We start from the raw sequence: 23885 nt of genomic DNA on the forward strand, positions 1-23885 counted from the left end.
CTGAACATTGTCAGGACGCTCCTCACGGCTGGATAGTAGTCAAAGACAGACATATGCACCTAAATTTTTAGGCCAATTAGTCATAATTATTACATTGGTTAGAAAGTTTTTTCTCAGTTTACCAAGATGATTATTAAAAAGTTACGGCAATTGCCGTAATACGGCCGGTTAATTCACTTTTGAAATAACGATCAATCAAATCAAAACCAAGTAAAGCAAAGTGTTTATCAACATTTGAACTCCAACTTAGCCGTTAGTGGTGGTCTGACAACGCTCAGGCATGAAATTACACTTAGCTGAGTGGTTTGCTCAGGTTAGTGTAAGGCCGAGTTTTGAGATTGCCAGCGGGTTCGGCTGGTGAGCTCAAAAGCGTGCCCATGGCGTTCCAGCGTTGTCAGACCACCCCGGTAGGCGGAAAAAGCAGCACATAGAGCAATGTAATTAGGATGAAATTTCAACTAGCATAATACGTAGTTATACAGATGGCCGAAACGTGATCCAGCAGGCAAAGACCTCCGCTTAGCTACGGCACGGTAACGATGGCAAAACACACCATCATCACCGTGCCTAGGCTATGCTCGGTCTCTGACCGCCTGCTGGCCCACTCTTATTTAAATCACCATATAAAAGTAGTAAGTCACGAACACACAGATCACCATACAGATTAAGTTCAGTGGAATCCCGACTTTGAAATAATCCGTAAACTTGTAATGGCCTGGTCCATAGACAATCAGGTTGGTTTGATAACCAATTGGCGTTGAAAAGTCCGCCGTCGCCGCAATTGTAATCAACATTACTAGCATCATGACGGGTAAATTCTCTAACTTAGCCGCCGAAACCACGATTGGGAACATCAAGGACAACGCTGCCGCATTGGATAAGATCGCCGTTAAGAAGTTGGTGACGAAATAAATCAAGAACATGTAGATCAACGGTGACGCATCACCCGTAATTGCGACCAGCGATTTGGCGATAAACTTATCCGCCCCAACGTTTGACATTGCCAGTCCCAGTGCGTAACTACTTGCAACTAAGAATAAGACGTTCATATCAACCGCTTTGACAATATCGCTGACCGAAACACACTTCGTTAAGAACAATACGACACATGAAGCAGCTAGTCCGACAAATAAATCAAGGATGCCCATCGTTGAAACAACAATCGTTGCTACCAACAAGAAAATAGGTAGAAAATCCTTATAAGTATGTTTACGTGTCTGCACATTTTGAACATTGAAAACGTGTAAGTCCTTTAACGTGTCCAACTCATCCGCTTCACCAGTTGTAAGCATGACGAGATTATCGCCACCCTTTAGCCGGATACTGCCTAAACGGTTTTCCAGATTTTCACCGTTACGACGAATCGCAACAACGACGCTACCAAAAACATTCCGAAAACGTGACGACTTAATCGTTTGGTTAACTAAACTTGAAGTATCAGGAACGGAGACTTCAACTAACCGAGCGCCTTCGCTAGTAATATCCGCCATATCAATCTTCTGCGTACTAGGCACTAAGCCCTTGATGCGCATCAAATCATTGATACAATCGAACGTTCCAGTAAAGTATAACCGGTCACCCAATCGCAAGACGGTGCTCTCCACTACGGGTACGATGGCCTGACCGCCACGATTGATTGCAACTAGAAACGAACGGGATAAGTTTTGAATCTTAGCTTCCGCAACCGTCGCATCAAGGTACTCAAAATCTGGTCCTAACGTCATTTCAATCATGTAGTCATTTGGATCAGCGACCACATCATCAACACTGCTACCATAATACGTTGGCAATAGCCGGTAACCGATTGTTAGCAGATAAACTAAGCCGACAATCGTAATGGGAATCCCGACAATCGCCAAATCAAACGTCCCAAATTTTTGTAAGTCATATTTTGACAGTAACCCTTGGGCCACTAGGTTGGTTGAAGTTCCTAAAACTGTCAACAATCCACTTAAAATGGTGGCATACGACAATGGAATCAAGAATTTTGAAACGGCCAGTCCCTTTTGCTTACACCATCGTTGAACCATCGGCGTTAAGGTTGACACGATCGGTGTATTATTCATGAAAGGTGAAATCAGACTGACACTTGCTAACAATCTGAACAGTGACCGCTTCTCACTTTTACCATCGCCTAGAATTCGATCAAACAGACGAGTAATTAGGTTACTCTTGGCGATTGCATAAGCAATGATATACATCAACGCAATCGTGGCTAAGCCATCGTTGGCAAATCCAGACAACGCATCACTTGGCGACAGAATCCCAACAAACATCAAAAATGCCAGTGCACAGAGGATGACTGCATTCGGCGTGGTGATTTCCATCGCCATTAAAACAAATGAAACTAGTAAGGTGATTAATACAATTGCAATATTCAGGGTCATAATCATCGCTCCGCTTCGACTAATTTCTAATTTGGTCCCGTTGAAGGTTCCTACTAAAGATTCTTGCTGAAAAGGCCTATTGAAATCTGCTTCTCCGTTAGCGATCTCGTCTGGTACTTGTCAGCTCCGTTCAACATAACCATAATTGTAAACTTGGAATGTGAACATAAATCCGACAGGGTATGAAATTATTTGTCAGTTAACAAGCTTTGATTGAAGAAAATTAGACCTTTTCATTAAGTTATTTATATTAAGTTAAAGTTCGTCGGAGCACTACAGCCATAAAGCTTTTAACCGATTTTTGGTCTAAGCCAACCGACTCCAAGCTTGTATCAAAGCGGCATTTTCTAAGCCGGCAATGCTTCAACAACCAACCTCAATCAGGACACAAAAAAACAGCTTAGCAATTGCTAAACTGTTCATAAACCAGTAACCTATTTAATTACTTTTTAGTCTCAAATTTCATATATGCGGCCTTAACATACTCCGTTTTACCATCTTTTTCATGAATGGCGACAAATCCCTTGTCATCTGGAAAGTCAATTTTAAGAATCTTTTTTCCATCCACCTTATATTCACAAATTGCTGCATCTAAAGCTTTGGCGCTAGTTGAATATTCAAATGATACGATTTCTTCCATATTTATCAATCCCCTTTTAAGGTCACTATAGACTCATCCACAGGTTATCTCAATCCCTAATTGGTTTCGTTAGGTTAACGTTTATTATATTAATATTGGTTGTTTTAAAATTACGATCAAGGCATCGTTCCAACAGCTGAACTAGTACTGACCATCGTGGCGAAGCTTGTAACTAGTTTTTTTGTTGTTAACCAATATATTATCAAAAAAAACAGTCTAGCATCTGCCAGACTGTTTAATCATTACCTATTCATCAATACCGTAGCTGTGCTTAGTTGGGTACAACGAGAACCGTTCTGCCCGGTAAACATAACCACCACTACCAAGATTGGATAACTCAACGTTATAGACTTCTTGCTTCGTCTTCGTATCGTATTCAATAATATTGGCAGACTTACCGTTATTCAACCAGCCAAAGTCAATGAGGCGATTAGAAGAACTCAAGTAGCGGTTAGAACCAATGATATTGGCAAAATTACTCTTACCTAGCGATTTACCGTAGCTACCTACTTGGGAAATCGTCTTAGTCTTTTCATTAATGTGGTATTCCACGCCTTCTGAATACTTACCAGAAGAATTTTGTAAGGACTTCTTAGTCGTCCCAACGGCCACGTTGTTGTTGAAAATCAACACGTTCAGTGAACCTTTATTGCCTAACGTTGAAGGATCAACGATGGCAGCGTGTTGCCCACCCGGCCATGAGATTTTACCACTAGATTTCAACAGATACTTCCTGTAAGCTTTCGGCCAAGCTGAAACCTTCTTGCTGGATAGAATCCATTTGATCTTTTCAGTCTTGTAATCGATCTTCATAACCAAGTTCTGATTACGACTAGAGATAATCAAACTCTTGTCCGTTGAATCATAGTAGACGGAGTTCTGATGGAACCAGTCCTTCTTACCCATGTATTTGTTGGACTTAGTTGCATTATATTCCGTGTAGAATTTCGATGGCAGGATATTCTTCATGTTGATGACTTTGGTGATTTTACCCGTCTTGTGCGAGATGACAATCATCGTATCTTCAACATAAGTCCGACCACCATCAGAAACGGTCGCAATCAGATCACCATTAGCCATTTCTGTTACATCATGATGGACTTGGTTATGGTTCTGCTTCTTAGACCCCTTCGCCTTACCCAAAGCTGTATGGTTAAACTTATAAGTCTTATAGACCTTACCGGTATAATCCATTTTAACTAACTCGTCAAAATACGAATTCTTACTATTAGATTTAGTCCAAATCAGTAAGTGCCCGTTAGTCAACTGCTTGAAGATATGCGAAGTTGGTCGTGTGGTATACCAACGAATATTACCGTCAGCATCCAAGCCAAACGACAAGTTCTTCGATTGCTTACTACCAGAGATCGTCGTCCGCACCATAAACGTTAACTTCGCGTTACCAGTACCTAAGACCATCTTTTGTTTGTTAGCTTTCTTAACGTTAATCTTAAAACTTGTGAGTGAAGCAGGTAATTTTTCCGTTTGTAAACGAATCGTCTTCGTAACAGATTTACCGCTCTTATACGTCACCGTAATCTTAACCTGGTTATTAGTGCCCGCGTACAGTCCTAAGACCGTCAGATCATGGTTAGTCGTATACGACTTAACCGTATTAGAAATTGACGTCTTGCTACTCTTACCAACGACCGTATAACTGACCTTAGCGGCCTGGCTCGTGTGGAAGATGACCTTAGCTGACAATGGTGAAGTCCCATATGGGTTCACCTTGGTATACATCTTATCAACCGTATAGTCCTTGTTAGCGACCGCTTTTTTCAACGTTGACGTTTCACTAGACTGCGCCTTAATCTCCGTCTGTACTAAACGGGTATTAATATCCTTTTTGACCGCACTATCCGACCGGACGTTACTAGTCGTTTTCGTCGTTGACGTTTGCTGATAATGATAATAACCCCAGCCACCACCAACGGCAACCACGATGACCACAACTAGTGCGATCAACCAATTTCTTTTTCGCATCCTGTTCACAACCCTCATTCATTTAATAACTCAATTATACCGAAGAAACCACCGTTTTTGCTACCACTTGTGCTCGCATTCGCTGAACGACTCGTTCAATTGTAGCAATATCCGGAACAAACGCTCCACTAGCTAACGGATGCCCACCACCATCAAAGACTTTGGCGACATCATTCACTGGAATGGCTCGTGAACGGAAATGGACACGATAGTTGCCTTCAGGAGTTTCAATGAACCACAACCACACTTTAGCGGTCGTTTGGTTACCTAAGAGCGGAACAAGAACATCTTCTTCACCGTACTGAAGCCCTAATTGTTCAAAATGCGTTTGCGAAATAATCACGTGCACCAAACCATCACCGTCATCAACCTGATGACTTAACGCATAGCCAGAAAGTTTACTTAAGGCTGGCGTCAAATCCATCTCATGATGACTGATAGCTGCAATATCGATTTCTTCGGTCGCAAGACTAGCCGCAATCGTTAGCGTTCGACTAGACGTTTCTGGCGTGGAGAACCGGACCGTATCACCAATAATACCGGCATACAAAGCAGTCGCTACCGCTGCCGTCATTGTCAATTGGCCGGTCGTATAGGCGTACAAGTCATAGATCATCTCTGAACAGCTGCTGTAACTTTCATCAACCCAGTTCAGTTGCCCGTATGGATCTCGATTTGGATGATGATCAATCTTAATAATCAATGCATCCGCGGGAAGCTGACCTTCTAAGCGCTCGGCATTAGCGCAATCCACTGCAATGACTAAATCAGTTGCTTGTGGTGTCACTGATTGTTCATCCGTCACACCCAACCAAGCCAAGCGTTGCGGAACTGCTGCCATTGCCACCACCGTTTTACTAGGAAAAGCCGTTGCCAATAGTTGGACCAAGCCCATCTGAGCACCGATGGCATCCGGATCAGGATTAGTATGTCGATAGACTAGGATGCGATCCGCATCAGTAATCCGACTCATAATCGTGTTTAAAACTAAGTTATCCTTCATTGGCAGTAGCCAATTGAACGTAGCCATGATCAGCCAAATAAGTTAAGACTTGATCGACGGACGTTGCTAGTGATTGACTCGATGTATCAATCGTGATTTCTGGATCTTCAGGTGCTTCGTACGGTGCGTCAATACCCGTAAAGCCCTTGATTTCACCACGACGAGCTTTAGCATAGAGCTGCTTCACATCCCGTTCTTCACACACGGCCAATGGCGTATCCACAAACACTTCAATGAATTCATCCGCTTCAACGTTAGCTCGTACTTGGTCACGATCAGCCCGGTATGGCGAGATAAAGGCGGTCAGCGTAACGACACCCGCATCCACAAACAACTTGGCAACTTCACCAATGCGGCGAATATTTTCTTCGCGATCCTCAGCTGAAAAACCAAGATTCTTATTGAGGCCAAACCGCATATTGTCGCCATCTAAGACGTAGCTGTGCACCTGTTGATCGAACAAGGCTTTTTCAACCGCATTAGCGATTGTAGATTTTCCAGAGCCGGATAATCCCGTAAACCATAGAACAACACTCTTATGGTCATTGACCGTCTGGCGCTGTTCCTTGCTAACTTGTGAATGGTGCCACGTTATATTGTCTGATTTCACCATCGTTAAACCTCCTGTTCGCGTTTACGCTTCAAGCCATCAATGAGAACTTGAGCAACTTCTGGACGAGAAACTTCCTTAGGTGGCACGATGCCGTCTGCTAACATCTGACGAACCTTGGTCCCACTGAGTGAAATATGATCTTCTTCACCATGAGGACAGGTCTTCTGAGTCCCCATTGACCCACATTTCTTACAATAGAAGGAATTATCAAACTTAAAGAAGTGCATGCCCATCTCTTCTTCAACTGAAGAGATTAATTCTTGGGCTTCATAAGTGCCATAATAGTCGCCAACACCCGCGTGGTCACGGCCAACGATGAAATCGGTACAGCCGTAGTTTTTCCGAACAATCGCGTGCAGGATGGCTTCCTTAGGCCCTGCATAACGCATAGCCGCTGGATAGATTACTAATCGAACCCGTTCTTCAGGATAGTAGTTTTTCAAAATTGCTTTGTAACTGTCCATCCGTACATCAGCTGGAATATCATCTGCCTTTGTCTCACCCACCAATGGGTTCAAGAACAAGCCATCAACATTTTCCAATGCTAATTTTTGAATATATTCGTGAGCTCGGTGAATTGGATTCCGGGTTTGGAACCCAACGATTCGTTGCCAACCAAGATCGTGGAACATTTTACGCGTTTCGGTTGGTTCCATGTAGTAGTCACTAAAGGCACCATGGTCAGGTTTTTGCAATAACTTGATTGCGCCACCTAAGTAAACGTCACCGTTTTCATAGAGTCGTTTAACCCCTGGGTGAGCTTCATCGGTGGTCTTATAGACGTTCTGAGCTTCTAACTGCTTGTCAGGAACGAACTTATCTTCGACTACCATCGTGCCGTAAATAGTACCGTCCGCACCCTTTAACGCAATCTCTGAATTCAGTTCAATCTGATCAGCATCCTTTTGACTGACACCTAACGTGATGGGAACACTCCAGATCACACCGCTCTTCAAGTGCATCGTATTAACAACGGAATGGTAATCATCACTGGTCATAAAGCCAGTTAATGGACTAAAACCGCCAATACCGATCAGTTCCAAGTCAGAAATATTCCAGTTATTGATCGTTAAACTAGGAAGTTGTTCGGCTGCCTGCCGGGTTGCTTCACTGAAGTCTTCTAAGTTAACTAACTTACCACCATGGGCTTTAATTCCGTATACTGTTTGCATATTGATCACCTTTCATCGTTGCGATTTCATCATAATTAACATTAACAAAATGGTTCAGTGCGACTTGTTGCTCAGGATCTTCACTAGCTGCCTGACAGAGTGCGGTCAACGTGGCCGCCACTTCTTGCCAATCTAACGGTGTCCGTAATTGCAACGCTTCATCCGGTTGCGTATCTGCAGCCAGCGTTTCTTTGGTCGGTTGTTCAGCAATAAATTCAGTAATCGCCGTTTGTGTGGCAACTTGATCCAATTGATCCGCCATTACAACTAGGTAAGGCGGTTGCTCGACGGCTCGAAGCGTGCGCATCAACTGTTGTACCGTTGTCTGTAACACGCGTTGATCCGTAATCGCTGTTAAGTCTTGGGCAATCACGATATTGTGTGTATCAGCGTTTAACTCCGCGCTGACCGTTGTAAGTATCTCCGCAATTTCACTATTCAAAACATCACCAACGCCCCAGAGCGCTTCACGTTTTGCATTTTTACGTAAATAATTATTCAGCTCTTCTTTTTGTTCAACAACTAAGAAGTCTCGTGAATAAGTCTTGGGATCTAAGACACCGTTATGCAGGCGCTCACTGAGATCAGCCGCTACTTCATGAATCGGTGTTTTTTGAGCGACCATCTTAACGTCATTAGCTGTTAAAACGTCGTTCACTTGATCAATCTCACTCTGATCAGTTCCAAATACATAGAAAGTTTTGCTGTTGATTTTGACATTGAAGTCCCGGTACAAGGCACCGTACTTTTGAAGGTAAGTCGTCGTCATCTCATCAATTTTTTGTTGGAATTCGGTTGAAGCAAAGAATTGGGGATCAGCCGCCGCTTGTCGTCCTAACAGGTAAAGTGCTTTGACGTCAGGATCAACATCGGTGCGAGCCTCAAAACCGGCTAAGCTTTCACCACTGTCACTCTTCTGTAATTCAGGATCGATAAAGTTATTAATCTGAACTTGAAGAGTAGTCTCATCTTCCGTCCATGGTAAGCCGAATTTAGTGGCGATACGTTTCAACGTGTTCAACGTTTGACCAAATAAATCTTCATAAGTGACTAAGATTCGTTGTTCAGGATCACTATCACGTAATGATAGTAAAGTCCGGACTTGCCACTGACGCATGGCTAAAGTCGTATCCCGTTTCCACGCTCGCGCATTAGAGTCGACAACGTCTAGTGGATTACGTAGGAGCACAATTTCAGCCGGCTTCACGTCGACGTCCGCCAAGACGTGTTGCCACAACTCAATGTAGTCATTCATCCGTGGATCTTTAATTGCCAGATATTGTTCATTTTCAAAAGTCTGTTTTAAATATTTAGTCAGTGCGCTACGGTCATTCTTGATCTTGGGACTATCATAGTAGCCCGTGAAAGCTGGACGATACCGCAGCTTGCCGCCAAGTGACTTATGAATCTTGATCACGTCTTTATTTTCAAAGTACCCTTTTGGATTAATTCGTTTGCTAGGCGCTAACAAATTATCCGTTCCGAGGGAAACTCCCATAAGATTGATACACTTCGTCATTACTGAAGTGCCCGACCGACCGCTACCAAGAATTAACACGGCCTGCTTGGGACGTTGGTGGTTAAATATTCGTTGCCATAAAGTTTGACTCATCTGCCATCATCCTAAACATAATTTATTTTTTATTCCGATACTTCGTTAGTGGGCTCGAGATATATCCTAGCAAGAATCTCGTACTAATTGATAACCACAACCTGAAAAATATGTGATGATTTCATGAAATCCGATTATAATTTGCGGTATAACGCTGGCAATCAGTTGGCTAATTTCGGCCGCTATCCTAAAGTGTTCTCAAAAATTTCACAGTTCTGAAACCCACTAGTTCCAGTGATTCATGCACTCACACTTGACCCATTGAAGGCTCTTTTCAACACAAGTGATACTGGTCATTAATCAACCAATGAATCGCTATTTTAGACACATACTGTGCTAATCTTCTATTCAAATAACAATCAGTCAATTCAAATTCAGATCAACTAGTATCAATATTCTAAATTCTAATTGGCACAACACATTTCAGACATCATGACATTTATATTTAGTCAACTCTCATAAACTAATCATTTAAACACCAGCTAATTGACAAAATAAATGGCATAAAGATTAAAATTAAATTTGACTAAATTAGAAAACGGTGGTATTTTCTAATCAACAGAAAAAAACAGAACGTTTTGACGAGGAAAGTAATCATCGCACGCCGCCCAGTGAGTTTGGATCAGTGAGAACCAAACCGGTAACCGATGCTGAAAAATGGCCTCCAAACGGCACCACTGAGCAATTGCTAGGTGATGACAGTTAGCTACCGTTAACCAGCCACCGTATAAGTTATACGGGTTAAGGTCATTATTGCGAGGTAATGACAAACTAAGGTGGTACCACGAACGGCAGCTTCGTCCTTTAATTAGGATGAAGCTGCCGTTTTTTATGATTTATTAATTTAAAGGAGTGGTCATGATGACAATTATTAATAGTAGCTTAGGATACCCAAGATTAGGTGAACATCGCGAATGGAAACACTTATTGGAACATTTCTGGAAGGGCCAGTTAGATAGTACGACCTTCCATGCAACGGCTAAGCAATTACGATTAGCTAACTTGAAAAAGCAGCAGTCACTGGGTATCGACTACATCCCCGTCGCTGACAATTCCGACTACGACCACGTCCTAGATACCTTAGTTGCATTCGGTGCCATTCCAACCCGCTTCGGTCATTTCGATCATCAATTAGACCTCAATGATTACTATGCGATTGCTCGTGGAACCGATACGGCCGTGGCCGCTGAAATGACGAAGTGGTTCAACATCAACTACCATTACATCGTTCCTGAATTCGACGACATCACATTTAAACTACTGGACAATCGTTGGTTACGTTATTACCAAGAAGCTAAGGATGAGCTTGGCATTGACGGCAAACCCGTTATCTTAGGTCCCGTTTCTTTCTTGAAGCTTGGCAAACGCAATGGTCAATACTTAGACGACGCTGGCGTTGCCGAACTATTACCCCAACTCCTACCACTCTACCAACAAGTCTTGACAGAACTGGCTGCCGCTGATGTTAAATGGATTCAGCTTGATGAACCTACTCTGGTGAAGACGACGGCTGCCAGTGAATTAGCCCCCTATCGTCAAGCTTTAACTACTCTGCACGAAGCAGTACCAGCACTCAATATTGAACTCCAAACTTATTTTGACAGCTTGGATCTGTATGACCAGATTGTCGACTTGCCCGTTCAAGCAATCGGTTTAGACCTCGTTCACGATCACGGTGAGAATTTAGATCACTTACTAACGCGTGGCTTTCCCGCTGACAAGATCTTGGCTGCCGGGATTATCGACGGTCATAACGTTTGGGCCAGTGATTTACAAACTAAACTAGCCCTAGTTCAGCAGCTACAAACGGTCGTTGACGATAACCATCTCTGGTTACAACCGGCTAACTCACTGTTACACGTTCCCATTACGACCGTCAATGAAACCAAGGCCGACCCGATTCTACTCGGTGGTTTAGCTTTCGCTGATCAAAAACTACAGGAATTACACACGTTGACAATTGCAGCTAACCAAGGTGTTGCGGCGGTCCAATCCGCTTTTGACACTAACCAGGCTAACTTAGCCGCACTAAACCAGTCTAGTCACCGAAACAATCAACGTGTCAGAGAAGCCGAAGCCCACTTAGCCGACCAGACTTTTGAACGCCAAGCACCATTTGCCACTCGGATCAAAACACAACACGAGCGCTTAAACCTACCATTACTACCAACTACCACGATTGGCAGCTTTCCACAGAGTCCCACTGTTCGTGCTAAGCGTGCGGCTTGGCGGAAAGGTAACCTTTCCGATGAAGACTACCAGACCTTCTTGCACGCTGAAACTAAACGCTGGATCAAACTCCAAGAAAAACTCGGTATCGACGTCTTAGTGCATGGTGAATTTGAACGTACTGACATGGTCGAATACTTCGGTCAAAAACTAACGGGCTTCTATGCGACCCAGAATGGATGGGTTCAATCATATGGTTCCCGTGGTGTGCGGCCACCCGTGATTTTTGGGGACGTTGACTACACCGAACCAATTACCGTAGCTGAATCCGTTTACGCCCAAAGTTTAACGGATAAACCGGTCAAAGGGATGCTGACGGCACCCTTAACGATTATCAACTGGAGCTTTGTTCGTGATGACATCCCTAGGGCACAGGTCCAAAACCAAATCGCCCTCGCCCTACGTCAAGAAGTCCAAAACTTAGAAAAAGCCGGCATTAAGATTATTCAAGTGGACGAGCCCGCTTTAAGAGAAGGCTTACCACTCAAACAACGTCATTGGCAGGCCTACTTGGATGAAGCAGTCTACTCATTTAAGATCACGACAACTGGCGTTCAAAATGATACTCAGATTCACACCCATATGTGCTACTCGAACTTTGCCGATATTATTGACACGATCAAAGCGTTAGACGCCGATGTCATTTCGATTGAAACCTCACGCAGTCACGGTGAAATCATCAGTGCTTTTGAACAGACCGGCTACGATCAAGAAATTGGCTTAGGCGTTTACGACATTCACAGTCCCCGCGTTCCAAGTGTTGACGAGATTGAAGCCAATATTCAACGAGCCCTACGCGTCATCGACGTCCACCAATTCTGGATCAATCCAGACTGTGGTTTAAAGACCCGCCAAGAACCTGAAGCATTGGCCGCTTTGAAGAACATGGTCGCCGCTCGCAACGCCATCCAAGCACAATTAGCAACTAAGAATTAGGAGGCACCGCGATGGATTTACGACAAGCTTTACAACAACGCGTCCTCGTTGCGGATGGTGCCATGGGAACGCTGCTATATGGTAACTATGGCATCAACTCCGCTTTTGAAAATTTGAATTTAACGGATCCTGCAACAATTCTACGGGTCCACCAGTCCTACATTCAAGCTGGTGCCGATATTATTCAGACCAACACTTACGCAGCAAACCGCTTGAAGTTGACTCGTTATGACTTGCAGGATCAAGTCACGACTATCAATCAGGCCGCGGTCAAACTGGCCGTTCAGGCTCGACAGCACGCTGATCATCCCGTCTACATTCTCGGTACAATTGGTGGACTAGCCGGTGATACCGACGCGACTGTTCAACGAGCAACTAAAACTGAAATCGCTGCTAGTGTTACCGAACAGTTGACAGCCTTACTGGCAACGAATCAGCTTGACGGGATTCTACTGGAAACTTACTATGATCTCAACGAGTTACTTGCAGCGCTAGCCATTGTCAAAGCCCACACGGATCTGCCCGTGATTACGAATGTCTCTATGCTTGCTGCTGGCGTGTTACGTGACGGGACCAGCTTCACCGATGCCATCGTTCAACTCAATGCAGCGGGCGCTGACGTCATCGGAACCAATTGTCGCTTAGGGCCTTACTACTTAGCCCAGTCGTTTGAGAATTTGGCGATTCCGGCTAACGTTAAACTAGCCGTTTATCCCAACGCTGGCCTTCCCGGCACTGATCAAGACGGTACCGTCGTCTACGATGGTGAACCGGATTACTTTGAAGAGTACGCTGAACGCTTTCGTCAGTTAGGATTAAACATTATCGGTGGCTGTTGCGGGACCACTCCCTTACACACCAGCGCGACTGTTCGTGGCTTGAGTAGTCGAGCCATTATTGCTCATAGCACCCCGGCGCGCCAGCCACTAACACCGACGCTCGTCTCCACTAAGAGTCAACATCGCTTCCTGCAAAAAGTTGCGACGCAAAAGACAGCGCTGGTTGAATTAGACCCACCGCGAGATTTTGATACGACTAAATTCTTTCATGGAGCAGAACGTTTGAAAGCCGCTGGGGTTGACGGGATCACGCTATCTGATAATTCGTTAGCGACCGTTCGAATTGCTAACGCGACGATTGCCGCTCAACTCAAGCTCAGTTATGGGATTACACCGATCGTTCATTTGACGACTCGCGACCATAATCTGATTGGGTTACAATCCGAAATCATGGGCTTACACAGTCTAGGCATCGAAGACATCCTTGCTGTTACTGGTGATCCAGCCAAGCTTGGTGATTTTCCCGGAGCGACTTCAGTCGGTGATGTTCGCTCGGTTGAACTCATCAAACTGATCAAACAGTTCAACAGTGGCATCGGTCCGACGGGGAAATCGTTGAAGGAAGCTAGTGACTTCCGGGTCGCCGGCGCTTTCAATCCCAATGCCTATCGGACAGACGTTTCAACCAAGTCGATTGAACGTAAAATCAGTTACGGCTGTGATTACATCATTACCCAGCCCGTTTACGATCTCGATAACGTCACTGCTCTAGCCGAAGCTTTAAAAGCCAATCACGTGGACATACCAGTATTTGTGGGCGTAATGCCCTTAGTCTCCAAACGCAACGCTGATTTTCTACATCACGAAGTCCACGGCATCCGGTTACCTCAGGCCGTTCGTGATCGGATGGCCCAGGCCGAGTTAGATGGCAACGAGCACGACATCGGTATTCAGATTGCCAAAGAATTGATCGATGGCATCTGTGACGTCTTCAACGGTGTTCACATCGTCACCCCATTCAACCGCTTCAAAACCGTGATTGAACTGGTTAATTACGTCCAACAGAAAAACTTAATCAACACCAAATAAAACAAACCGCCTCCACCCTGGTAATTCATGCTAAAATGAGACATGAATTACTCGCGTGGAGGCGGTTATATGTTTTTATTGGGACACATTATCGGTTGGATATGGTTATTAATCACGGTGATTGCGGGACTTACTCGCAAATCAGCTAAAGCAGCCAACCGCTTTTTAATTTTGAGTCGGATCGGTTACGTCTTAATCATCATTACTGGCGTCTACTTAGCCACGAAGACGTTCAGTGGTAACTGGTGGCTCACACTGATCAAGGCCATCTTAGGCGTTGGCATGATTGGTATTATTGAAATCGCATTTGCACGCCAGCAGGAAAGCCATCTTAACCGGCAAGTATTAGTTTTACTCGGCGTTGTTATGGTCGCTACCGTTATTTGTGGCACCCTACTTCATTGGCAATTAACTGGTAATTGGGTTTAAAAATTCAATTGCAAAACGCTAAATTAGCACTAAGCTAAAAATACTGAATTTAGGTTCTATTTCAACTAATTCTAATGATATTAAAAAAACGTGCTTGCGAATTCGCAGCACGTTTACTAAGTTTTGTTTAATTATTGCGATTACTAAGTCGTTTCATCAAATTACGTCGCATCCGCATCTTCTGGTTACGTTCCATGAAGATTAACCGGGATGTGCCATAATTAAAAATACCCACTAGGATTTGATCAATAATTTTGACTAACATTGGTCCCCAGAACAAGAGGGAAATCCCCAAGAACATCAGAAAAGTATCAAAAAAGTAAGATAGTCCCCGGGCCAGCATGAAACCCGTAAATTCCCGGCACCAGTGCCAGAAACTCTGTGATTTAGACTTAAACACAACTGCTTTGTTGGTAAAAAAGCTAAACAAAGTTGCGATAATCCACGCGATCGTATTTGAAAATAAATAATGTTCTGCTAGAACTGAGTGCAAGACCCAGAACGCTACAACGTTCATTAACGCTGCCATGAAGCCAAACACAGCGTATTTCCAAAAATAGCGATATCGCTGGTAGACCTTTGTCAACCACTGCACTGCCGTTCGCCACCGTTTCTTCAAACTGAAAGTTATTATACAATAGCAATATCATACCCTATTAACGGGACTACTGACAAGCACAGCCGTAAAAGTGGCGCTTAACTGGCCAGTCATCTATACTTAAACTAATCTGCAATTATTTTTGGAGTGAATACTTATGAGAACCTATCTATTTGTCGCTGGGCTGATCATGGCCTGCCTTATTTTAATCATTATTTTAATTGCGGTGCTAGTTCATCTTCATCACGTTAAACAGGAAGCTGTACAGCAGGATGAAGTTCTAAAATCCGTTCGAAAGCGTCTGGTCCACCAGACGTTAGCGACTCAGGAACAAGACCGTCAGATCATCAAATTGCAGACGCAAAATGACGGTTTTCGTACCCGCCTCAACCAGGCAACACCACATCCAGTTGAGGTGCCGCATGCACGCCGCATCAAAGCTAATTCACGAGCAATTTTCCGTTCATACGTGATTGGCCTTGACTACTATCAAAAAGAATTCGAAGCTGCTCTAGCCGATGCAAGTGATCGGGGTTACTTTAAACCCTATGGCAACTACAATGATTCCGGTCTAAAGGCCGATTACCTCTACGCCAAGAAGTATCGCGTCGATGGCAATGCTAATGTCGGTGAGATCCAATTGGTTGAAGAAGTCGATGGTGCCCAACGCTCCGTTCGCGTGGAACTAAAGGTCGCCGATCATGGTTATACCATTGGTTACCTACCTAAGAAACAAGTTGACGAGGCCTTTAACGTCATCGACATCTATGCTAATTCAGTGATGACATTGTCCTCAAAAACCAATATGACTGGTGGCGAGTGGAAAATGGCGATCGATGCGGTTGATGAGATGCAGTATCTCAACGATCCTAACGCACAACACCGGGCTTTACCGGATTACGGTGCCATTGATACCCCATTGAAGATCAAAACTGGTAAAAAGTCTTACTTTCTCCAGTTTACACTCTACGAAATGGATATCAGTAACAACGAGATTCCGCTCTACAGTTTAGTCGATACCAATGACGGCCAACGCGGTTCCATCGTTGAAGTCGATGCCGGACCAGTCTCATACGTCATCTCAGTTGAAGCGGGTTCTAAGATTGGCACTAAGATTCGCGTCATCCCTGAACAAATCGACCGGGTTATCTGGGTCCCTAACTGGAAATAACGAGGTTAATCAATGAAAAAATTAGTATTGTCTATCCTACTCTTATTCTCGATTGGCGTTATGGCCTACACCGATATGCAGTTCATTCAACGGTCACCCTACACCAGTCTGTCACAAACGCAAACTAAGTAAGGAGCTTACTTATGAAACGGCTAATGATGATTAGTCTCAGCAGCCTCTTATTACTAGCAGGCTGTACGTCACAAGCCGAACCAAGTGTCTCCACCAAACAGGCCAGCTCAATTGCCGCAATGAACCGTGCGGATGAAACGAGCCGGAAAAATAAGGCGGCGGATGCCAGCGCAACTAAATCAGATGGTCAACAGTATCGAGCTACTGATGATCACATCACCAGCGCTGATAAGGCGGCCCAGGCCGTAAAGCAAGTCTTGAAGAACCCGCAGCAACAGATCTTCGTTGCGGTGCCAACGGTTAATCTGGATGCCCAGAACCACCATTACTATCAGGTTGATGCCTTTGCTAAGACCAGTTCTGGTAATCGTGGACACTATTTAGCCAGCTACTTTGTCTATCTTGATGGGAACATCACAACTAAACAAGTTAACTAAACCGCTCACTGGTTGAGCGGTTTTTGTTTGAATTAAACTACTGACATGGTACGGAACCTATACTTACTAAATGATTGCAGTTACTGAAACTTTCCTGTAAATTATAATTAAAACCAAATACTACTATTACTTGAATTCAAAGTAGCTAGATATTTACTGAAATAGGCTCAAGCATCTAATTATTATTTGGGAGGAACCACCATGAAAAAAATCAACATGCTGATACTGGGGAGTGTCATCTTACCAAGTTTGCTGCTAACTGCCTGCACTAATCACACTCAACAAACGGCTAATTCAAAGACTAGTGCATCGATTGCTAAAAAAACGGCTAAAGAAGTCGCTTCTACCAAACCCAGTACGGCGGCTGCTAGCAGTACCTCAAACACTGATACTGACAGCACTTCTCAGTCAAGTACGGTACAAGCAGAAAGTACTGATTCTGATGATCACCTACAACTAGTTCAAGATTATTTATTAGGCAAAAGCTTTACTATCTTTCCAACTCAATATGATGGTGAAGATGTCGGCAAGGCTATGGACGAACAGAAAGCTCCTCAGAGCACCGTTCACGATGGTGGCACCTACTTATACTTTGAAGAGGCTTCACGCGTCCATGAAACTGGTAGTATGATGTCTGATAATGCTTGGTATGAAAACTATACGATTACTGATGATGCCGTTCAAATTGGTTCGAAAGTTACGATTCCTTATGTGATTAACGATAACACTGTTAACTTCCAAGATTGGACAACCACTACTGATGATGGTCACACGCTCACTTGGCGGCTCAACTTAGATGATAGCGCTAAAGGTATCATTACATCTAAAGCTAACCAAGATTGGCACCCTTCTAATTAAACAAAGCAATCTTTTTAGTCTTCATCCCTTAAAATATTACACACTGATAGAAAAGGCTTTATTTTTAGCCCACTCTTCGCTATAATAAATAATGTTGTTAAAACACCACTTGCCCTAGTGGCGGAACTGGCAGACGCGCAGCGTTCAGGTCGCTGTATTGGCAACAATGTACAGGTTCGAATCCTGCCTGGGGCACTTTTTAGCACATTAGACAAAGCAAGAATCTCGTTAAACGTTGGTTTAATAAGGTTCTTGTTTTTTTGTATGTACTACGAAACACTAGTTTTAGGAGGACAATACCGTTTGAAATATGCACACAAGACTTATGAACTACTAATTGGAATATTAGCCTTATTTTCTGTAGCAATTACCATATTTGACTTTTCAGGCGCAATCAATCTATATAGCAAGCCTTGGATCATTGTTAATAATGGAATACTAATAATTTTTACACTGGACTATGTCACTAGATTTATAGGTGCCACGGATAAAAAATATTTCTTTAAACACAATATTTTTGATTTGTTAGCAATCATCCCCTTCAGTTCAATCTTCAGTCTATTCAGATTTTCGAGAATATTTAGCGTGTTACGCCTGTTTAAACTATTTAAATTTGTGAGACTTGTCGGTTTTATTGGTACGGCTCAAGCTAAGCTTAAAAAATTTTCAAGGATCAATGGCTTCATTTATCTACTTTGGGTATGCCTAGCGATCCTATTTATCTCTGCAACCTTATATTCAATAGCAGAAAATGTTTCGTGGGGTGAAGCTATGTGGTGGGCAATCGTGACCTCTACAACTGTTGGGTACGGTGATATTTCACCGCATACATTAGTTGGAAGATTTGCAGCTGTATTATTAATGCTAATTGGGATTGGTTTCATCGGTATCCTAACTAGTACAATCACTAGTTACTTTTCGCAAGAAGATACTTCAAAATTCGACAAATTATATGCTGAAATCAAAAAATTAGAAGCACAAAACGAAATCATCAACGCTAAGCTTTCAAAGCTAGAAAATAAACAGGAGAATAAATAATGGCTTTGTTTGGATTTACAATCATTGGTATCTGGTTAGTATATAAGTTCTTCACCAAGTGGCTGTGGTGGTGTATTGGCTTTGGGATCCTAGTCAATGTCATTGCATGGTTTATGACGTTTGGCTGGGCCATAGTTATGTTAGACACTTTTGCAGCAGCAATTGGACTGTTTGCCCTAGCTATTCGCAACTATCGGAGTCAACATCAAAGTAAATAAAAGGATGACCAAATTCTGATGTCTTTAAAAGCTGAAACGTTAGCGGGGTCAAAATGAAAAAGATTGTTATGTTTAGCACTGTAGTTCTAGGGGGGAATATTGCTTGCGGGATGTGGTAATTCTAATAAAAATACTGCGTCCAGTTCAAGTAGTAGTGTTATAAAAGAAACTACATCACAACTAAACAAATTTAATACTTTTAGCCTTAATTATGCTATTATCTAGTGATGCGTATTTAGTATAAGCATAATTCATCTATGCGTTAGGAGTTTTACAACTATGAACAATGGTATCCCCGCCAATCTGGTTTTGATCATCAGGTTTTTTGAGATGCTGACCACTTTCTTAATTATGATATCGTTCACGAAACCATTACGGTCTAAACGTAATTATTTGCGTGTGACATTCTTCAGTCTGGCTGTATTTGCCATTGCTTGGCTATTTGTTACCTCAATTAATTTCGATATTCCACGTGTTTTTATTGATATTATCTTTATCATTTTTTGTATCAATGGTCCCAACATCACTATTTTAAAAAAGGTTGCTATCTACCTAACCGTCTTCTTTGTTGACGCACTTGCAGAAGGCATTGCCAAAGCGATTACTTTTAAACTAATCAATATTGACCACATTACGAGTACGACGAACGGAACACTCTTTTTAGTCGTCAACTTGACTATCTTTAGTCTCATTCTGCTTGGATTCGTTGCCGCCAGCTATTATGCATTGCGTTGGTTACAAAGCCATCTTGACTTTAATGATTCAAAAATCAGTAATGTTTTTTCGATTAGTGCCATCTTATTAGTGACTTTATTTCTCGTCATTGTCTTTCTCTCAACCTTTCTCACGAAAGAACCCATGATTCTAACAATTGATCTGCTCATTACCCTCAGTGTTGCCCTTCTCATCAGCATAACAGTTTATTTTTACGTTTCAAAATATTTGAAACAACTAAAAATAACCCAACAACTCGCTCAAGCTGAGAATAACGCACTCTACCTAACCGAACTTCAAAAAAATTATAATGAGCTGCGGGCCTTTAAGCATGACTATAATAATCTGCTACTAACCTTAACAGTCCTGCTCAAAAATCAGCAGACAGACGAAGCTACTAAGTTAGTTTCTAAATTTATGGAGACTGATGAACAAAGTACCCAGCGGATCGGCATCTATAATACTGACTTGACTAAAATCACTGATCCTATTATCCGCGGCTTAGTGCTTTCCAAAATAATTGCGCTGCAAAATGCTCAGATTGTTTTTGACTTAGAAGTTTCTCAACGAATCGACGAATTGGGAACAGAAGTCACCGACTTAATTCGTATCTTAGGAATCTTATTCGACAACGCGATTGAAGCCGCTACTAAATCTGAACACCCTACTATTCGTTTAATTATTTTTAAAACAACTATCGGGACTGATATTACACTAGTCAATTCCATTGCAGACGAATCGATTAACTTATCCCAGATTACAAAGTGGGGCTATTCAACTAAAGCTGATCACACTGGTTTAGGTTTAGCGACCGTCCAAAAACTCTGTCATCAGAATAAGTTTGCGATTCGGTATCAATTAAAAAACACCGAATTCATTGCAACCTTAAGCTTACCGAAAGACCTTTAGTCTTTTCCAAAAATTAAAAACAACTTCTGATTGATGAAGTGAACCCCCAAGGTTGGACACCAAATCCAACCTTGGGGGTTTTACTATGTCCAGATTTAATTTTGAATTTCGTACCGAAGTTGTTTCCGCCTATCTTGCTGGAAAAGGTTCAACCACTTTAGCCAAGGAATACGGCGTCAGCAATGCCTCACTAATCCTTAATTGGGCTCACCGATTTGAAAGATTTGGCATTGAAGGTTTAAAATATCGTGCCATGGATCAAGATTATTCTAGCCAGTTCAAAAGCGCTGTATTAAACTGGAGAAAACAGAATCAAGCTTCGCTTCCAGTCACTGCACTACAGTTCAATCTGCCGTCTCCCAGTACTATTTGGCAGTGGGAACAGCGGTTTGAGAAGCTAGGAATTGCGGGCCTTGAACGAAAACGAGGAAATCCAAAAACGATGGCAAAGCATAAAAACAAACCGGCTGCGAGCAAGTCAGTATCAGCTTCAGATGATGCCCAAGCACAGCTGAAACAACTAGAAAAAGAGAATGAAATGTTAAAAATCGAGAATCGTTTCCTAAAAAAACTCGATGCCTTAGCACGGAAAAAATCAGCACAAAAGAACTCACGGGACTAGTCACCGAGTTAAGGCAAGAATTTCAGGTTTCAACCAAACTGATTCTCAAAATCATTAAGATCCCGCGTAGTACGTATTATTATGCGAAAAGCCATGTTGGACGTCAATTTGATGATGATCAAGTCATTGAAGCTATCGATGAGATCCGGCAGCAAGATTCCAAGTATACGCAAAAATATGGGTATCGTAGATTAACTAGTGCGTTACAAGAACTAGGTTTTAAAGTTAATCATAAACGGGTCTTACGTCTCATGCACGACCATGACTGGTTATGTCGGGCTTTTAATCGTCAAAAGCGTAAATATAACTCTTATAAAGGAACTGTTGGCAGAATTGCAGCAAACCGACTTCACCGACGTTTTAAAACAGATCGTCCGTACCAAAAGCTGGTCGCCGATGTCAGTGAGTTTAGATACGGTAGCATGAGTCAGAGCGAACGGGTCTATTTAGAACCAATTTTAGATTTATTTTCAGGTGAGGTTTTAGCCTTTAACATTAGTAATCACCCAACTGTCGAGTTCGTCGTAAAGCCACTCAAAGAAGCCATTAAACGACTACCGAATCTTAAGTACCGAACCACCGTCCATACGGATCAAGGATTTCAATATCAGCATCAGAATTGGCAGCAAGTGCTTAAAGATCATCGTATCTTTCAAAGTATGTCTCGTAAGGCGACCTGCCTTGATAATGCCGTAATCGAATCATTTTTTCACATCATGAAGGTGGAAGTTATGGATGAGCATTTTGAAGATAAGGATTCACTAGTACAAGCCATGACTGACTGGATTGATTTCTATAACAAACGACGGATCAAAACAAAACTGAACGGCAAGTCCCCGAAAAAACACCGGGAACTCACCGTTCAGAAAGTAGCTTAAATATATTTGTCCAACTTTAAGGGTTCACTTCATGATAATAAATAATCAGAAGTTGTTTTTAATTGGAAGCTTTATTAGCAGCGCTATAACTGCATTTCAACACCAAATTTCCGAAGTAATAATCGTCTTTCACTAATTATTTTCATGAAACTTCTAATTTACCTTTTACAAACGGCCAAACTGGTGTATAGTAATGTATGTTGATGAAAAGTTAACGTGATGGCGGTATTGGCGAAGTGGTTAACGCACCGGATTGTGGTTCCGGCACGCGTGGGTTCGATTCCCACATACCGCCCTTCTAAAAAAAGACTCGCAACTTGCGGGTCTTTTTTCGTATCTAGCTATTGCTAAAATTCGTCATAACAGTCTAACTTAGCCATCGTCTATACGGACTCATCCACTAATTTAACAACGGTTCCGTAGCCAGTGACTACCAAGAAACGTGGCGCTACACTCATCTGCGCCACTTCCGTATTAAAGTTCACGTAGATCAAACCGTCACCGTCTTGCTCTTCTGCCTTTTTTAACAATAATGGTTTGACTTGTTCAATCAAATCATCAAAACGTTCAAATTGATCGATCCCATCTGATTCAAACATCAGGTGTTGTGTAACCGAAACCACACCTTTAATCATGTGGGAGCGCTGTAAATCGCCAGTCGTCATAAACATTTCATTAACCCCCTATTTATGTCTCTAATTTTACTTGAATTGACACTGACTAGCAAATACACTCAACTATATTATGCCTAACTTAGACTTCTCCACTTTAGAATAAGTTCATCCTAATCGCGCGTCATCCATCAACAGCTTCTGTAGCAAAACACTAATAAATAATTCAATAACGTCATTTTATAAATATTGATATTTAAAATATAAAACAGCGTTATATTAATTGCATTTCGCCAATTAATTGCGTACAATATACTAAATAGATAATAAAAGGAGGCACTTTAATGGCTACACCAACCAAACCAATTTTACTTGATGAACAGCTTTGCTTCGCGCTCTACACTGCTAGCAAACGCTTCAATCATTTTTACGCGGAAGCCTTAGCGCCATTCAAGCTGACCTATCCACAATTCATCACGTTACTCGCATTGTGGGAAACTAGCCCGATGACCGTACGTGAGCTGGGCTCACACGTTAATCTTGATAGTGGTACCTTGACACCATTGCTCAAACGGATGCAGACACAGGGCTGGGTCGAACGTAAACGTGACGTTAATGACGAACGCCAAGTCAACATCTCTTTGTCCCAAAAAGCAATCGATGCTAAACCAGAAATCTTTGCCCACGTTAATACCTGTATGGAATTACTTGGTATGGACGAAGAAACTTACAAACAGACTCGCGATACGGTCAAGTTTGCTTCTGAACGCATTAATGCCGCCGATCCCGAAAAGATCGACTACACGGGTAATACGTTCTAACTTAAT

Annotated in this window: 21 protein-coding genes and 2 tRNA genes; 14 read left to right on the forward strand and 9 right to left on the reverse strand. The window is 42.6% G+C overall.

All coding sequences use genetic code 11. From position 1 onward, the window contains the following. Positions 1-611: 611 nt before the first annotated feature. From ACG95_RS11290 to ACG95_RS11320, 7 genes are all read right to left on the reverse strand, one after another. Positions 612-2387, reverse strand: a complete 1776-nt coding sequence (locus ACG95_RS11290) for an SLC13 family permease (RefSeq protein WP_048000612.1) — start codon at positions 2385-2387, stop codon at positions 612-614. Between the two features lie 442 nt (positions 2388-2829). Then, positions 2830-3027 (reverse strand): hypothetical protein, encoded by a 198-nt coding sequence (locus ACG95_RS11295; protein WP_048000613.1) that lies wholly within the window; start codon positions 3025-3027, stop codon positions 2830-2832. Positions 3028-3273: 246 nt separating this feature from the next. Beyond that, a complete protein-coding gene (locus ACG95_RS11300) occupies positions 3274-5010 on the reverse strand; it encodes an aryl-sulfate sulfotransferase (protein ID WP_048000614.1) in 1737 nt (578 codons plus the stop codon). 34 nt (positions 5011-5044) lie between these two features. After that, positions 5045-6040 (reverse strand): DHH family phosphoesterase, encoded by a 996-nt coding sequence (locus ACG95_RS11305; protein ID WP_237756503.1) that lies wholly within the window; start codon positions 6038-6040, stop codon positions 5045-5047. Then, positions 6003-6626, reverse strand: coding sequence for an adenylyl-sulfate kinase (gene cysC, locus ACG95_RS11310; protein WP_048000616.1), 624 nt, complete (start codon positions 6624-6626; stop codon positions 6003-6005). The genes ACG95_RS11305 and cysC overlap by 38 nt, the downstream gene beginning before the upstream one ends. Positions 6627-6628: 2 nt before the next feature. Beyond that, complete coding sequence (gene sat / locus ACG95_RS11315; RefSeq protein ID WP_048000617.1) at positions 6629-7798, reverse strand: sulfate adenylyltransferase; 1170 nt, start codon at positions 7796-7798, stop codon at positions 6629-6631. Next, entirely contained in the window at positions 7776-9410 is a 1635-nt protein-coding gene (locus tag ACG95_RS11320; RefSeq protein WP_048000618.1) for a sulfotransferase family protein, read from the reverse strand. Before ACG95_RS11320 ends, sat begins: the two co-directional genes overlap by 23 nt. An 861-nt stretch (positions 9411-10271) precedes the next feature. Here ACG95_RS11320 and metE point away from each other — a divergent pair. The 3 genes from metE (at position 10272) to ACG95_RS11335 (ending at position 14872) form a co-directional block, all read left to right on the forward strand. Beyond that, on the forward strand, positions 10272-12575 hold the full coding sequence (gene metE, locus ACG95_RS11325) for a 5-methyltetrahydropteroyltriglutamate--homocysteine S-methyltransferase (protein ID WP_048000619.1): 2304 nt from the start codon (positions 10272-10274) through the stop codon (positions 12573-12575). Positions 12576-12586: 11 nt separating this feature from the next. After that, entirely contained in the window at positions 12587-14443 is a 1857-nt protein-coding gene (locus ACG95_RS11330; RefSeq protein WP_048000620.1) for a bifunctional homocysteine S-methyltransferase/methylenetetrahydrofolate reductase, read from the forward strand. A gap of 69 nt (positions 14444-14512) precedes the next feature. Continuing rightward, a complete protein-coding gene (locus tag ACG95_RS11335; protein WP_048000621.1) occupies positions 14513-14872 on the forward strand; it encodes a DUF1516 family protein in 360 nt (119 codons plus the stop codon). Between the two features lie 127 nt (positions 14873-14999). Here the strand turns inward: ACG95_RS11335 and ACG95_RS11340 are convergent, their stop codons facing one another. Further along, the gene (locus ACG95_RS11340) at positions 15000-15467 is read right to left on the reverse strand and encodes a GtrA family protein (RefSeq protein ID WP_053072787.1); all 468 of its coding nucleotides are present in this window, start codon (positions 15465-15467) and stop codon (positions 15000-15002) included. 160 nt (positions 15468-15627) lie between these two features. Here ACG95_RS11340 and ACG95_RS11345 point away from each other — a divergent pair, with 160 nt between their 5' ends. The 10 genes from ACG95_RS11345 (at position 15628) to ACG95_RS11390 (ending at position 22742) form a co-directional block, all read left to right on the forward strand. Beyond that, positions 15628-16641: a hypothetical protein gene (locus ACG95_RS11345; RefSeq protein ID WP_048000623.1), complete on the forward strand. Its 1014-nt coding sequence runs from the start codon at positions 15628-15630 to the stop codon at positions 16639-16641. A 143-nt stretch (positions 16642-16784) separates the two neighbouring features. Continuing rightward, on the forward strand, positions 16785-17210 hold the full coding sequence (locus tag ACG95_RS11350) for a hypothetical protein (protein ID WP_048000624.1): 426 nt from the start codon (positions 16785-16787) through the stop codon (positions 17208-17210). Between the two features lie 201 nt (positions 17211-17411). Then, a complete protein-coding gene (locus ACG95_RS11355; RefSeq protein ID WP_048000625.1) occupies positions 17412-18068 on the forward strand; it encodes a hypothetical protein in 657 nt (218 codons plus the stop codon). Between the two features lie 111 nt (positions 18069-18179). Beyond that, positions 18180-18263: transfer RNA gene (locus ACG95_RS11360), tRNA-Leu, on the forward strand. A gap of 108 nt (positions 18264-18371) precedes the next feature. Continuing rightward, positions 18372-19106: a potassium channel family protein gene (locus tag ACG95_RS11365; protein WP_053072789.1), complete on the forward strand. Its 735-nt coding sequence runs from the start codon at positions 18372-18374 to the stop codon at positions 19104-19106. Beyond that, positions 19106-19324: a hypothetical protein gene (locus ACG95_RS11370; RefSeq protein WP_048000626.1), complete on the forward strand. Its 219-nt coding sequence runs from the start codon at positions 19106-19108 to the stop codon at positions 19322-19324. The genes ACG95_RS11365 and ACG95_RS11370 overlap by 1 nt, the downstream gene beginning before the upstream one ends. A gap of 279 nt (positions 19325-19603) precedes the next feature. Next, positions 19604-20947, forward strand: coding sequence for a sensor histidine kinase (locus ACG95_RS11375; RefSeq protein WP_048000627.1), 1344 nt, complete (start codon positions 19604-19606; stop codon positions 20945-20947). 85 nt (positions 20948-21032) lie between these two features. Next, positions 21033-21569 (forward strand): helix-turn-helix domain-containing protein, encoded by a 537-nt coding sequence (locus ACG95_RS14820; RefSeq protein WP_048000628.1) that lies wholly within the window; start codon positions 21033-21035, stop codon positions 21567-21569. Continuing rightward, entirely contained in the window at positions 21542-22447 is a 906-nt protein-coding gene (locus ACG95_RS14825) for an IS3 family transposase (protein WP_237756508.1), read from the forward strand. Before ACG95_RS14820 ends, ACG95_RS14825 begins: the two co-directional genes overlap by 28 nt. Positions 22448-22669: 222 nt before the next feature. Beyond that, positions 22670-22742 (forward strand) — tRNA-His (locus tag ACG95_RS11390). An 88-nt stretch (positions 22743-22830) separates the two neighbouring features. On the opposite strand, the gene ACG95_RS11395 is transcribed toward ACG95_RS11390, so the two are convergent. Further along, the gene (locus ACG95_RS11395) at positions 22831-23118 is read right to left on the reverse strand and encodes a hypothetical protein (RefSeq protein ID WP_048000630.1); all 288 of its coding nucleotides are present in this window, start codon (positions 23116-23118) and stop codon (positions 22831-22833) included. A 284-nt stretch (positions 23119-23402) separates the two neighbouring features. On the opposite strand from ACG95_RS11395, the gene ACG95_RS11400 reads away from it, so the two are divergent. Continuing rightward, positions 23403-23879, forward strand: coding sequence for a MarR family winged helix-turn-helix transcriptional regulator (locus tag ACG95_RS11400; RefSeq protein ID WP_048000631.1), 477 nt, complete (start codon positions 23403-23405; stop codon positions 23877-23879). The last annotated feature ends 6 nt before the right edge of the window (positions 23880-23885 follow it).

The sequence above is a fragment of the Lactiplantibacillus herbarum genome (genome assembly GCF_001039045.1).
Taxonomy (GTDB): Bacteria; Bacillota; Bacilli; order Lactobacillales; family Lactobacillaceae; genus Lactiplantibacillus; species Lactiplantibacillus herbarum.